The organism is Actinoalloteichus hoggarensis (genome assembly GCF_002234535.1).
Taxonomy (GTDB): domain Bacteria; phylum Actinomycetota; class Actinomycetes; order Mycobacteriales; family Pseudonocardiaceae; genus Actinoalloteichus_A; species Actinoalloteichus_A hoggarensis.
Genome location: NZ_CP022521.1, coordinates 3,389,285 through 3,402,764, shown reverse-complemented (window position 1 = coordinate 3,402,764; position 13,480 = coordinate 3,389,285). Strand labels below are relative to the sequence as shown.

Annotated in this window: 11 protein-coding genes; 5 read left to right on the top strand and 6 right to left on the bottom strand. The window is 70.7% G+C overall.

Annotated elements, in window-relative coordinates:
• Nucleotides 1-426: 426 nt before the first annotated feature.
• The gene (locus AHOG_RS14995; RefSeq protein WP_211290402.1) at nt 427-1,362 is read right to left on the bottom strand and encodes a helix-turn-helix domain-containing protein; all 936 of its coding nucleotides are present in this window, start codon (nt 1,360-1,362) and stop codon (nt 427-429) included.
• A gap of 369 nt (nt 1,363-1,731) precedes the next feature.
• On the opposite strand from AHOG_RS14995, the gene AHOG_RS14990 reads away from it, so the two are divergent.
• A complete protein-coding gene (locus AHOG_RS14990; RefSeq protein WP_093941913.1) occupies nt 1,732-3,267 on the top strand; it encodes an MFS transporter in 1,536 nt (511 codons plus the stop codon).
• Between the two features lie 41 nt (nt 3,268-3,308).
• Here AHOG_RS14990 and AHOG_RS14985 read toward each other — a convergent pair whose 3' ends face one another.
• On the bottom strand, nt 3,309-4,151 hold the full coding sequence (locus AHOG_RS14985) for a GIY-YIG nuclease family protein (RefSeq protein WP_211290401.1): 843 nt from the start codon (nt 4,149-4,151) through the stop codon (nt 3,309-3,311).
• 460 nt (nt 4,152-4,611) lie between these two features.
• Here AHOG_RS14985 and AHOG_RS14980 point away from each other — a divergent pair, with 460 nt between their 5' ends.
• From AHOG_RS14980 to AHOG_RS14970, 3 genes are read left to right on the top strand one after another with little or no spacing between them, the layout of a single operon-like run.
• Nucleotides 4,612-5,553: a ParA family protein gene (locus AHOG_RS14980; RefSeq protein ID WP_093941912.1), complete on the top strand. Its 942-nt coding sequence runs from the start codon at nt 4,612-4,614 to the stop codon at nt 5,551-5,553.
• Nucleotides 5,550-6,296 (top strand): hypothetical protein, encoded by a 747-nt coding sequence (locus tag AHOG_RS14975; RefSeq protein ID WP_093941911.1) that lies wholly within the window; start codon nt 5,550-5,552, stop codon nt 6,294-6,296. The genes AHOG_RS14980 and AHOG_RS14975 overlap by 4 nt, the downstream gene beginning before the upstream one ends.
• A 6-nt stretch (nt 6,297-6,302) precedes the next feature.
• On the top strand, nt 6,303-7,694 hold the full coding sequence (locus AHOG_RS14970; RefSeq protein WP_093941910.1) for a restriction system modified-DNA reader domain-containing protein: 1,392 nt from the start codon (nt 6,303-6,305) through the stop codon (nt 7,692-7,694).
• Nucleotides 7,695-8,048: 354 nt separating this feature from the next.
• Here AHOG_RS14970 and AHOG_RS14965 read toward each other — a convergent pair whose 3' ends face one another.
• Together AHOG_RS14965 and AHOG_RS14960 are read right to left on the bottom strand one after the other, a co-directional pair.
• Nucleotides 8,049-9,608 carry an MFS transporter gene (locus AHOG_RS14965; RefSeq protein WP_093941909.1) on the bottom strand — a complete coding sequence of 520 codons (1,560 nt, stop codon included), beginning with the start codon at nt 9,606-9,608 and terminating at the stop codon, nt 8,049-8,051.
• A complete protein-coding gene (locus AHOG_RS14960; protein ID WP_093941908.1) occupies nt 9,605-10,162 on the bottom strand; it encodes a TetR/AcrR family transcriptional regulator in 558 nt (185 codons plus the stop codon). Before AHOG_RS14960 ends, AHOG_RS14965 begins: the two co-directional genes overlap by 4 nt.
• A 514-nt stretch (nt 10,163-10,676) precedes the next feature.
• Here AHOG_RS14960 and AHOG_RS14950 point away from each other — a divergent pair.
• A complete protein-coding gene (locus tag AHOG_RS14950; RefSeq protein ID WP_093941906.1) occupies nt 10,677-11,480 on the top strand; it encodes a phosphotransferase enzyme family protein in 804 nt (267 codons plus the stop codon).
• Between the two features lie 659 nt (nt 11,481-12,139).
• On the opposite strand, the gene AHOG_RS14940 is transcribed toward AHOG_RS14950, so the two are convergent.
• A complete protein-coding gene (locus AHOG_RS14940) occupies nt 12,140-12,955 on the bottom strand; it encodes a hypothetical protein (protein ID WP_093941905.1) in 816 nt (271 codons plus the stop codon).
• Nucleotides 12,952-13,341 (bottom strand): hypothetical protein, encoded by a 390-nt coding sequence (locus AHOG_RS14935; protein WP_093941904.1) that lies wholly within the window; start codon nt 13,339-13,341, stop codon nt 12,952-12,954. Before AHOG_RS14935 ends, AHOG_RS14940 begins: the two co-directional genes overlap by 4 nt.
• Nucleotides 13,342-13,480 lie beyond the last annotated feature (139 nt).

The following is a 13,480-nucleotide window of genomic DNA, read 5'->3' as shown; positions in this document are numbered from 1 at the left end:
CCTCGCCCGCGCCGTCGGGACGACCGAGGAGGGCCTGTGTCTCACGGGCACCGCGGATGCCGCGGATGCCAACGGTCCGGCCTGGTCCCGTGCGTCGCTCCCGCGGCGTGGCCCCTCGAAGAGACCGTCGCCGTCGCGAGCACGATCGCCCGCGATGTCGGCGCCCGCGGTCGCGATGGCCAAGGAGGCGGCGAACCGCTCCCTCGAGGCGGGTGTGGCCGAGTCCGCTGGTCGAACGGTGCCTCTTCCGCTCCGCCTGCGCCACCGAGGACCGGAAGGAGATCATGCCCGCGTTCCCGGCGAAGCGCGTCCCGGCATCGCTGACCAGGCCGTACCGCGGTGCGCCGAGCGTCGGTCCCTCCGGGAAACCATCGCAGGGACCGTCTCATCGGCGCTGAACTCCCTACTCGGATGATGTCGGACCGGTCATGCTCGGCCGTTGGCGCCGCGAGAGGCGACGTCGTCGGCCACCAGGGCGTCGGGGTGCGGTGTCGCCCGCCCGGTGTCCCCGGTGGAGAGTTCCGCCAGCAGGGTCAGCGCGGCCGCCGACGACGTACGCGGCACGGCGCGGAAGATCACGAGGCGTTGGCCGTCGTCATCGGGCAGCGTCATCAGTTCGTCGGCCAACGTCAGCTCACCGACGACCGGGTGCCGGAGGCGGCGATCGTGTGAGACGCACCGCCACACGGCATGCGCCGACCAGAGCGCGGCGAACTCGGTGCTCCTCCTCGACAGTTCACCGACGATCTCGGCGATCCGCTGGTCGGCGGGGTGTCCACCCGCGATCATCCGGAGATCCGCCACGGTGTCACGGGCCTTCTCCTCCCAGTCGAGGAACAGTGCGCGGAAGCGAGGATCGAGGAAGAACATTCGCGTCCAGTTCGGCCTGCCGCCTCCGCCGCGCGCCGCCTCGTAGGGCAGATGCCCTGCCAGGAGTGCATGGGCGAGCCGATTCCAGACGAGTACGTCGCCGTACCTGCCGAGGACCAGCGCGGGCAGTCGATCCAACGAGTCGACGAGGAGTTCGATGCCGTCGCGTACCCGCTCCGGTTCGGCAGTGGGGCGCGTGCGGCGTCGACTCCGGGTGAGGCTGTACAGGTGGGAGCGCTCGGCCGGGCTGAGACGCAAGGCCCGTGCCAGCGCGTCCAGCACCGAGTCGGACGCACTGCCGTCATGTCCCTGCTCCAGCCGGATGTAGTAGCTGACGCTGATCCCGGCGAGCTGCGCCAGCTCCTCCCGGCGAAGGCCCCGGACCCGACGACGACCGTGCCGGGGAATGCCCGCGTTCTCGGGGCTGACCCTCGCTCGCCTCGACCGGAGGAAGTCCCCGAACTCCGAACGCTCCGCCATGGACCTCAGCATGCACGTCTCCGTGGCGCCGTGCCTGCCACTGACAGTGATAGTCATCGCCAGACGAGAACCGTCTCGATGCGGCCAGGCCGGACGACCGTCGCGCCGCCGTGCCCGCGCTCAGGCGGGTCGGGGTGCGGGCCGGTGCGCGGCCTGCCGCCGCATGACGTCGGGCGAGGACGTGGCCCGGTTGCGCTCCGCGGACCTGGTGGACCACGGCGACGGAACGTCGGGACGATCTCCCGCGCCGCGGCGGAGCCTGCCACTCTCCGTGGCACCAGTCGGAATCATGCCCTGAGCAGAGGGCTCGTCGACTCGCTCCTGGCCGATCAGGATCACTGTGCGAACACGAAGACGGCTGTGGAGAGGGCGACGACGGGCATGACGGACAGAACGATCTCCGGCACCGACTCCTCGGGGAATGCGACCCAGCACGGCCTCGGCGTTCGAGCGCTGCTCACGTTGATCACCGTGTGCGCCGCCCAGTTCATGATCGCGATGGACTTCTCGATCGTCACGGTGGCGCTGCCCGCCATCGGCAGCGGCCTGAACTTCGGCGGGCCCGACGAACTGCAGTGGGTCGTGACCGCCTTCATCCTCCCCACCGCGGGATTCCTGCTGTTGTTCGGCAGACTCTCGGATCTGGTCGGTCGCCGGAGACTGTTCCTCGCAGGCATGGTCATCGTGACGACCTTCTCGCTGATGGCGGGGCTTGCCACGATGCCGTGGACGCTCATCACGGCCCGGGCGGGGCAGGGCGTCGGCTCCGCGATGGTCGGTGCCACCGCGCTCGCGCTGCTCACCGCGCTGTTCCCCGAGGGCCCGCGCCGGGACAAGGCCCTCGGTATCAGCGGTGCGGTGCTCTCGTCGGGATTCGTCGTGGGCACCATCGGCGGCGGAGTCATCACCGAGGGGCTGAGTTGGCGGTGGACGATGATCATTCTCGTCTTCATGGGAGTCCTCGTGCTCCTCGGTGCGGTCTCCCTGCTGCCACGACAGGAGGAACGACGCCCCGCCCGGCTTGACGTTCCCGGAGCGCTGCTGGTCACCGGCGGCATGCTCGCCCTGGTCTACGGGATCTCGACCGTGGGCAGCACGGGCTGGACGAACCCGTTCGCCGTGTCTCTGCTGCTGGCCGCCGCGATCCTGCTGAGCACGTTCCGCTACGTCGAGGGCAGGCGGGAGGCGCCCCTCGTGCCGCCGTCGATCCTGCGACGGCGGTCGGTGACCTGGGGCGGCCTGGCCGGCCTCGTCACCTTCGGGATGTGCGGCGGAACCACGGTCCTGTTGAGCCTCTACCTGCAGGACGTGCTGCTCTGGAGTCCCCTGGCGACCGGGGTCGGCTTCCTCGCCGAAGGCGTCGCCGCCATCCTGGCCGCCATCCTGGCCCCGAGGTTCATCGCCGCGCTCGGCGGTCCACGGATCCTGCTCATCGGTCTGCTCGTGCAGGGGTTCGGCACCTCGGCGATGCTGTTGCTGCCGGAGGAAGGCGACCTGACCCTGCTACTGCTCACGACGTCGGCGCTGGGCTTCGGACATGTTCTCGCGGTGGTGTCGTTCCTCGGCATCATGACCTCGGGAGTGTCGGCCGCGGATCAGGGACTCGTCGGTGGTCTCGCACAGACCGCTCAGCATGTCGGCAGCGCGGTCGGCGTCGCGATGCTGGCCGCCGTCGTCGCGTCGACGACGGTCGGCGCCACCGGCACGGCGGCGACCAGCTCCGCCGCCGGTATCCGGGCAGGCCTGTTCGTCGGGGCGTCGGTGACCTTGATCGGCGCGCTCGTGACGGGGCTGTTCCTACGTGGACCCGCCGTCGGACACTCGCCGAGGCCGGAGAATCGACGACTCGGCGGGGTCTTCGGCGGACGCGGTGGACACTCGGATCCGGAAGGCGAGCCGGGACGTGCGGTCGACTGACTCTCTCGGCGGCTCCCTGGGCGACCTGTGGCTTCGGTTCGTCAGTTCCGGTTCAGGCCGTGCTCGCGGGACAGCAGCGCACGCTTGAAGTGTGCTTCGGTCTCATCCACCTCGGCGGTCGGAGTGCTCGGGCCGAAGACCCGCAGGATGCTGAACCGGTAATGCCGTGTATGGGTCGGATCGCTGTGGAGAAGTCGTCGCAGTGCCACGTTCCCGCCGTGACCGTCTCTGACATAGGCCCGCCAACGGCCGAGGATCCGTTCGCCGCCGTCCGCCTTCCCCACGTACAGCCTGCCGCTGTCGATGTCCGCGATGAGGTAGACGCCGGCGACGGAGCCGAGCGCGGTACGCCATGCCGTATAGCGTGAATCCGTCACCACCTGTTCTAACTCGTCGAAGTCGAGCAGCACGCGGTCGAATCCGGGGAAGGGCACGGCCTCCGGATCGACGATCTCGATCACGGGGAACTCCGCCGCGTCAGCCCCGCGCTTGGCCCAGTTCAGCGTGACCTTCGACCACTCCACGACGAGCCTGCCGACGAGCGACCGCAACGACTCGACGGGACGGAGATCGAAGTACAGGTGGTCGTCGGTGCGCTCGGCGAGCACCTCCCCGTGATTCTCATAGACCGCGATCAGCCGGGAGCGCCTGTTGCGGTCCGCCATGAAGACCAGCCAGTACCGGCTTGAGAGGGCCTTCGACCGCGGCTTCAGCTTCTGAGCGCGCGTATAGGCGAGCACCTTGTCCGGGGTGAGGTCGGCCGCTGACCGGAGTCCGTCGGCCTGGTAGGTGTGTCGCAGCGCGACGGCGGCGTCCGGGTCGACATCCGCCGCGGCGAGTACGTGGCCGAGACGGAGATCACCGGTGATGGTCGGAGAGATCACAGCGGCCAACGTAGCGCGGCGGCGATCGCCCTTCGGCCGGGTCGGATCGGAGCCGGGCCCACGTCGGGGCCGGTCGTCGGGCCAGTGACGGGCGTCCCGCCCTTCGATCCGGATTCGACCATTGGACGTCGAAACCTGCGTACCTGGTCCACCAGTCACACGACCTTCCCTCCGTTTTTCGCCGTCCTGGATTCGCCGCCTGCGTGCTTCGGCACGACACGACACCTTTGTTCATTGTTCGGTCAAGCAATGATGTCGACGGCGTGTCGCCATCGGCGGGAATCGTCACGACGACGCGGCTACGGCGAACGGACTATCGGCAGGCGTACTTTCGGGTCGAGACGAACGTAAGCCAGTTGCCCTCAACGGTCGATCTCTGCGAAAGTCATCGCGCCGATTCGGTGCGGGTTCTCCGGCGTCGTCCGCCGTACCCGCCGAGCGTGGGGAGCCTGGGGAACCGATGCAGACCGTGGCCGTCATGAACTACAAGGGCGGGGTGGGGAAGACGACCCTCACCGCCAATCTCGGTGCGATCGCCGCGAGTCGAGGTTTACGGGTACTGCTCATCGATCTCGATCCGCAGACGAATCTGACCTTCTCGTTCTACTCGGTCGACGAGTGGCATGGCGACATCAGTGACGAACGCACGATCAAGCAGTGGTATGAGGGCGACATGCCGGGGCGAGACTTTCCGCTCACAGAGTTGATTCTCACTCCGGACCCGGTCAACGAGGCGATGGGCGACACTCAGGGCGGCCTCGACATCATCTCCTCCCATCTGGCGCTGATCGACATCGATCTGAAGCTTGCCGCACTCCTCGGTGGGAGCACGACTCTGGAGGGTTCGAAGCGGCGCTTCCTGGAGCTGCACGGCTGCCTGCGGCGCGCGCTACGGGACGAGCACTTCAGCGAGTACGACCTGGTGCTCATCGACTGCGCGCCGAACTTCGGCCTCGTGACGAAGACGGCGATCGTCGCCAGCGATCACATTCTCGTACCGGCCAAGGCGGACTACCTGTCCACATTGGGATTGGACTACCTCGTCGAGAACTGCGTGAAGCTCGTCGGCCAGTACAATGAGTTCGTCGCTTTCGGTGGGGCGGGCGGGCACGGCACGATCGAGCCGGTCACCCTGGGCGCGGTGTTCACCATGGTGCAGATGTACTCGCAGCAGGTGATCCTCTCTCAACAGAGGTACATCGACGAGGTGCAGGTCAACTCCACGGTGCCCGTGCTGAAGAGCACGATCCGCCACAGTCCCCGACATTTCGGTTCGTCGGGAGACGGCGGCGTGCCCGCGATGCTGAGCGCGGCGCGCACGGACGACGTCGTCAAGGAGTTCGACGCGCTGGCCGACGAGGTGCTGGGCGCGCTCGGACTCATCCAGGGTGGTGCGCGGTGAACGATCTACGGAAGCTCATCACGCTCCACGCCCGTTGGTACGAGTTCCTGGAACGACAGGACGATGCCACCCTGGCCGCGCTCGTCGGGGGTACCGCGCGCCTCGCGATCGTGCCCGGTGACGACGCCGACGCCGACACGCCACGCGCAGCCGCCGCCGTCGATCCCGATCCGGCCCCGCCCACGCCGCGCCTCCTCGATCCGCTACAGACGGCCGTGCACACTCTCCAGACGGCGGACTCGGTGGAAGACCGTCGGGGGTATCTGGCCGCGCTCGGGTTCTCGGTGCCGGACCTGCGCACGGTGGCGAAGCGGTGCGGCCTGCGCGGCTACAGCAGGCTTCCTCGACCTGAGCTGCTGGAGTTCCTCGCCCGTGGCGGTGCGGAACCAACCCCGGCCGCCACCGGCCTCGGTCGACCGGCCGCAGCCGACGCGGGCGGGGCGACCGCCGAGAAGGGATCGCGGTCGTCCATGACCCCGACATCGGACACGTCCCGACCGTCGGACACGTCCCGATCCGCCGACGCGGCGGCCGTCGCCGCACGGCTCCGCCAGACCGAGACGGAGGAGGAGGGCGCCGCCTATCTCGAGGCCCAAGACCTGGATCGGGACGGCCTGCTCGCCGTCGCCGCCGAGTTGCGGCTCACTCGGGTGGCGCGTCTGAGCAGGCCGGAGCTGCGGAGGCGCGTGCTCAAGCAGGCGATCGGCGCTCGACGCAAGTTCGCCGGGCTGCGGAAGTGGTGAGCGCCGGTGGCCGCTGAGTCGGGTACCAGGGGCGAGGACACCCCGCGGACGCAGTATCTGATCGACGGGCGCCGGGTCACGGTCTCGGACCTGTTGCAGGCCGGTCTGATCCAGGCCGGAACGCGGCTCCGATTCACCCGCACTCGCATCGGAGCCGTCTACGACGCGATCATCACCGACACGGGCCGCATCCGGCTCGAATCCGACGGCGAGGAGTTCCGCTCGCCGTCCCGGGCGGCCATGGTGGCGGCCGGGATGCGTGCGGTGGACGGCTGGCGGGCGTGGACGGTGGTCGGCCAGGACCGGCTTCTGGACGCGGTGCGTCAGGAACTCCTCGATCAGGCGGCGGACGGCTCTCGGCGACAGCCGTCCCAGGACTCCGCGCGACAGAGCGTGCACGACCGGCTGCGGCAGGCGCGGGAGCGAGCCGAGAAGGACGACCCGGAGCGGGTCTCGGTTCGGGAGCTCCTCACCTTCTGGGGGGCCGCGGACCGTGGTGACCAGGTGAGCCAGATCGAGGCGGACCTGGCCAACCACGGACTGGTGACCTCCCCGAGCTTTCGGGCGGTCACGCTCGACACGATGGTCCTGCTGACCACGCCGCCCGTCGACGAGGAGGACAGGACGGCGGGCGACGTCGGGCTCGTCGCCGAGCACGTCGCCGACGACGAGGGCGAGGACGACCTCAACGTCCGGCTCACCGTGGGGAACCTGTCGCCGCTGAGCGGCGTGGTGTCGGTCAGTCCCGACAGTCGCCTGACCGAGGCGATCACGAAGATGCTGGTGGACGACTATTCCCAGCTCGCGGTCCTCAGCGGCGCGCGTAACCTGCGGGGCGCCGTGACCTGGCGTTCGGTCGCGCTCGCGTTGCAGCAGGAGCCCGACGCGATCGTCGCCGACGCGCTGGAGCCGGACGTGGAGGCCGTTCCCTACGACCGGGACCTGTTCGAGATCCTGCCGCGCCTGCAACAGCGCTATTTCGTCTTCGTCCTGGACGAGACCAAGGCCGTCAAGGGCATCGTCACGACGGCGGACGTGGCGCATCGGTACGGCGAGATGGCGACCCCGTTCTTCCACCTCGGTGAACTGGATCAGACGCTGCGCTGGGTCCTGAGTCGCGTCTTCGACATCGAGGAGGTCGGATCGGTGTGCGGCAGGCAGCTCACCGGCTTCGACCGACTCACCATCGGGGACTATCAGCGCATCCTGGAGAACAGGGAGATGTGGCAGCGATTGGGCTGGCCGTTGGACCGCTCCGCGTTCATCGCCCGCCTGGACGAGATCCGGGTCCTGCGCAACAAGATCATGCACTTCCACTCCGACCCGGTGCCCGAGGACGCCGTGGCGAAGCTGCAGAAGTTCAACCTCCTGCTGCGAAACTATCGCGACCGGGCGTGATCTCGTCCCGCCTCGCCGCGATCGGAGTCGGACGTCGTGCGACGTCGGGTCTCGGGGGCGGGCGGCCTTGTCGATCAGGGCCGGAGTGATCCGGCCCTGATCGACCAAGCTTCCGCCGGGCACGCCGCGAACCGGGCGAGTCCTTGCTCGGGGCCGGCTGCCTCGCTCGCGGCCGGGGCGCGCCCCGGCGGAGAGGGACACGGCCCTCTGACCGCCCCCCGGAGACGGGCTCGCGACGCGGTGCGTGGCATGCGGGCGGCTGGTGGCGTCGCCGTGCCTCGGGCACGGCCCGCGCCGTCGGCGGAGACCACCCGCCGACGCTCGAGGACACGGCACGGGCCCGCCGCCAGCGGCTCAGTGGCCCTTGGTCACGTCCAATCCCCGTGGTGTCAGGGCGAACACCACGATCACCGAGACGAGCATGATCGCGGCGCCCATGGCACCCACCAGTGTGAGGCCGTGGGTGAAGGCATCCCTGGCCTGGTCGGCGGCCGACGCCCCTGCCGGTCCCAGCCCAGCCAGGACGTGCAGCGCGCCGCCGAGCGACTCCTGAGCCGTCCCCACCGTCTCCGGTGCCAGCCCGGCGGCGAGAAGGTCCTCGGCAGGCAGCGCGTTTCGGTAGAGCGCGGCGGATGCACTGCCCAACACGGCGACGCCGAGTACCGCGCCCAGTTCGTACGAGGTCTCCTCGATCGCGGCGGCACTGCCCGCGTGCTCGACGGGCGTGCCCGACATGATGATGGCCGAGGCGATCGCCAGGGAGCCCATCCCGGCGCCCGCGAGGATCAACGCGACGGTCACCGGCGCGGAGGTCAACGGGGTGGGAGCCAGCGCCAGAACGGCGAAGCCGAGCCCCGACGCCGCCAGCCCGCCTATCAGGACGGTGCGGGCGCCGATCCGTTGAGCCAGCCACGGAGCCAACGGCGAGACCACCGCCGAGGCGACGGCCATCGGCAGCAGCCCGATGCCCGCCTGGAGCGGAGACGCCCCCTCCACGAGCTGGAACCACTGCGCGATCAGCAGCAGCGCCGATCCCATGGCCAGCATGGTGAACAGGGCCGCCACCGTTCCCGCGGTGAACGAGGGGACGGCGAACAGGCGGACCCGCAGCAGCGGGGAGTCGCTGCGCAGGCAGCGCACCACGAACCAGCCGAGCAGGGCCAGGCCCGCCGCCAGGGCGGCCACGGCCAGGACGTCGGCGGGCCCCTCCTTGGCGACGCGCTTGATGCCCCAGATCAGGGCGACCATGCCCGCGATCGAGAGCACGGTCGCCCCCGCGTCCCAACGTCCCGGAGCCGGATCGCGTGCCTCGGGCAGCAGGAACAGGCTCACGATGATCGCGGCGGCCATCCACGGCACGTTCACCAGGAACGCCGCGCGCCAGGAGAAGTGCTCGAGCAGCAGGCCGCCCACGATCGGCCCGATCGCGGCGCCCAACGAGGCCACGGCCGCCCAGACACCCAGTGCCCTGGCCCGCTCGCCGGGGTCGGTGAACAGACTGCGGATCATCGACAGCGTCGCCGGCATGATCATCGCTCCGCCCACGCCCAGCAGCGCGCGCACGGCGATCACCAGGGGCGCCGTCTCGGCCGCCATGATGAGCAGTGAGCCCGCGCCGAAGACGGCGAACCCGGTCAGGAGCATCCGCTTGCGGCCCCAGCGATCACCCAGCGTGCTCATGGTGACCAGCAGGCCGGCCAGGACCAGCGAATAGACGTCGACGATCCACAGCTGCTGCGCGGCGGTCGGGGACAGCGTGGCGGCGATCTCGGGCAGGGCGACGTTGAGGATGGTCATGTCCATGACCACGGCCAGCAGGCTCGCGGCCAGGACGGCCAGGGCGGCCCAGCGTCGTCCGGTGGAGAGGTGTCCCGCCGTGGAGCCCGGGGCGTCCGGAGTGCGGGGCGTGGTCACGACTGCTCCTTCGGTGCGGCGTTCATCAGGGCGGTGACGGCCAGGCGGAGCGGCGCCGCCTCGACGGGGCGGTCGTCGAGCAGCGCGTGCAGGAAGACGCCGTCCAGGTAGACGGCGACGGCCTTGGCCGCCTCACTCGAGGTATAGGCCGAGAGGATCTCGGTGAGGCCGGCCACCCACTGCCGAGCCATCGGGCGGAAACCCGGGTCGTACACGCCTGCGAAGTAGAGCAGGCTCTCGGCCTGGAGCCGGTCGCGATCGCGCAGATAGTCGGCGAACAGCTCGGCGATGCCCGCCGGACTCCCGCCGCAGCCGTGGACGGCCTCGGCGAGCTCTCGCAGTTCCTCCTCGGCCTGTTCGGCGATGGTCCGCAGCGCGGCGGTGCGCAGATCGTCCAGGGAGTCGAAGTAGTAGGTGGTGGCGCCCAGCGGCACCCCGGCGGCCTCGGCCACCCGGCGGTGTGTCAGGGCGGAGGAGCCGTTGGCGAGCATCTCCTGCACGGCGGCGTCGATGATGGCCTGCCGCCGTGCCTCCGGGTTCCTGCGGGCGGTCATGAGCGTGCTGCTCCCACGGGCTGCTCGGCGGCCGGGCTCTGCATGTCGTCACTCCCAGAACTGGTACTGATGTACTAGTACAAAAGTACAAGAACGGCGGCGATCGGCCCGGTGATCCGCATCACCGAGGCCGGGCGGCGTTCCGCGCGGGTCGATCGGTCAGGCCGCCGGGATTCGGTACCGGGCCGGCGGGCTCCGCGTGAGCCGACGTCCGATCGACAGTCCCGGCGAGGACTTTCCACCGGCCACGTCGCTCGGGCGGTCCGCCCGCCCTGCCCCGTCCCGTTCTGTCTCGCGGACGGTCGTCGTCGGCCACGCGGCGCGAGACGCCGCCGATCGCGCGTCCGGCGGTGCGGGTGTCGAGTCGATGTCCGCGGCCTGACGTCGCCTGCCGCCGCGATCCCATGACATGCGGCGTTCGTGCGCCCTGCGCATCGCCGCCCTTCGGTTCGGGCGCCGTGCGGCGGTCGGCTGCCGGCCGAGGCGGTCGGCTCGACGTCGATAGGGTTCGGGGATGGAGGAGATCGTCCTTCCGGGTGGGAACATGACCGACGTCGTCAGGATCGGCGACACGGTGCATCGCTCCGCGGGCCCGTGGACGCCCGCGGTGCACGCGCTGCTCCGCCACCTCGCGAACCGAGGATTCCCCGGCGCGCCCCGGCCGCTGGGGTTCGACGACCGAGGCCGGGAGGTGATCAGCCTGCTGCCCGGCTCGGCGGCGCACTACCCGCTGCCGGACCACGCCTGGACCGACGAGACGTTGAGCACGGCCGCTCGGATGCTGCGGGCGTATCACGACGCCACCGTGGACTTCGTCCCGCCGGTCGACGCCCGCTGGCAACTGCCCGCGCACGAGCCGGCCGAGGTGCTGTGTCACAACGACTTCGCCCCGTACAACCTCATGTTCGAGGACGGCGTCCCGACCGGAGTCGTCGATTTCGACACCGTCTCTCCCGGTCCGAGGACGTGGGACCTGGCATACACCGCGTACCGCTTCGTGCCGTTGACCGATGCCGCGAACCCGGACGCGCCGTATCCGGGCGCAGCGGAGCAGCGTCGCCGACTGGAGCTGTTCGTCGAGTCCTACGGGGACGACGGGATCACGGCGGCCGATGTCCTCGCGATGGCCGTCCCGAGACTGCGCGAACTCGTGGAGTTCATCGTGGAGCGGGCACGTGCGGGCGATCCGGCTCAGCGGCGGGTGCTCGACCGAGGCGACGTCGCGGTCTATGAACAGGACATCGCATATCTGACCGGGCACCGTCTCCTGGCACCCGCGCGGCGTGCGCACGACGGCCCTCCCGCGCGGAACCGGTGACCCGCGCCCCCGGCCACGTCGCGGGCAGCCGCCACGGCAGGGGACCGGGAGACCGGGATCAACCTTCTCGGCGACCTTCGACTCGCCGCCGTTCACCGGGGTGCTCGGCGCGGGCGACCGGCTCGGCAGCCACAGCAGGGTCGCGACGACGACCACCTGGACTCCCATGATCACGGCCAGGGCGACGGGGGCCTGGACGTGGAGCAGCACCATCGTCAGGTTGACCGCGAAGTGCACCGCCACCGACGCGACGACGCCCGCGCGCTCGTATCGAGCGTGGACAGCTCGGGATCGACCGGCCCGGTCGCCGGAGCCCGGCCCTGGTCACGGCCGCCGCGCGTCGCGCGCACGCCGGCCGGAAGCACGCCGATGTCGACGTCGGCCCGGCGCGTCAGGCCGGCGCCGCGACGCGCCGCCCCACGGTGGTCCCCGCGTTCTGTGTGAAGGGGCTCGCCGAGGCGAGGCCGATGCGCGGACCCGCCCCCGGATCGGCGGCGTGGTGTGGGACTCCTCGGCTGCGGGGCCGCCGTCGGGGCGCGGGTGGCGACGAGCACGGGCGCGAGGTGATGACCCCGCGGCGACGTGAATCGCCGCCGAGACGGCGTCCGTCGGGCTCCGCGTGACTCGTGCCAGCGGCGACGACAGGAGATTCCCGTCCCTCAGTCGCCCTTCGCCAGCCGGTCGTTGATCAGCCCGGCGAGTTCCGCGGTGACACCGGTGGCGGGCACGGAACGGCCGAACGCCTCACCGACCAGGCCGAGGTGGGTGTCCACCGTGGCCTCGATCCACATCGTGAGCGCGACGGCGGCCGACCGGGTCCGTGCCCAGCCGAGCACGACGGCCCCCAGACCCAGGACCGCCGCCGGATACCACCAGACGCCGACACCGAGATAGAGCACGCCCCAGCCGACGAGCGTGCGCGCCGCCACGAGCCGCGCCTCGGCCGCCTGCACCGGCAGCCGCACGGTCTCCGGTATCACCAGCCAGAGACGCGGCCACAGCGGACCGAGTCGCAGACCGTGGTACTGCGCGGCGATGCGCGCGTCGAGCAGCCGGAACCGCTCCCCGATCCACGTGGGATGCCGAGGCCGGTAGGCGGCGACCGGGTCCACCCCGGCCCGTGTCGCCGCCCGGTCGAACCGCCATGCGCGCAAGGCCACCAACGGTCGCGCCAGCAGCCCCGCCGGACCGCGCCACGGCCGGGTCCAGACCGCCTCGACCACCCCGCCGAGCGACCGAGCGGCCGTCGCGGCCGCCGCCGCGCCCAGCAGCACGGCGGCGGCCGCGAGCGCCGCAGGGACCCGGTCCGCCGCCTGGACGAGCCACTCGGCCGCCGACACGACGTCGAGCGCGTCCCGGTGTCCGAGTCGGACGGCGCACGCCACCGCCGCCAGGAACAACGCCCCGGGCAGCACCAGGGTCGTCACCCATCGCTCCGCCAGCTTGCCACCGAGGGAGGAGAGGAACTGGTTCACGGCGTGACGCCTGTCGGCAGCATCGGCTCATCATCGAAGAGGGCGCACACCGGCGGATGTCCCGCGTCGTTCCGGCGATCACGGCGCGCGCACCGCCCCCGTGGGCAGCGGTACTCGCCTCGGCCGGTTCTGGGTGGCAGCGGGGTGCGTGGCGTGGGATAGACGGCGGCACCCAGCCCGTCCGTGCTCCGCGTCGGCTCCGCCCTATCGGCGGCGTCGAGGAGATCGAACTGTCGGCAGGCGTCCAATGCCGTGCCGCCGTCGCGCACCCGCGCCGCCGCGCGTTCCAGCCGATCGGTCCAACGACCCGCCGCCGCCGCGCGACGCAGATCCGGCAGCAGTGCACACCATAAGACGAGTGCGTCGCCCTCGTCGAATTCCGTCATCGCATCGTCTCCCTCGTGCCATGCTGATTCTCCACGCGAAACCGTAGTCCGCGGTGTCCTTCGGAGGAACGAGCGATCCGAGGCGGGAGGAGATTCGTCATCTCACTCTTCGATCGAATCCGTGCGGCGGAGCACGGTG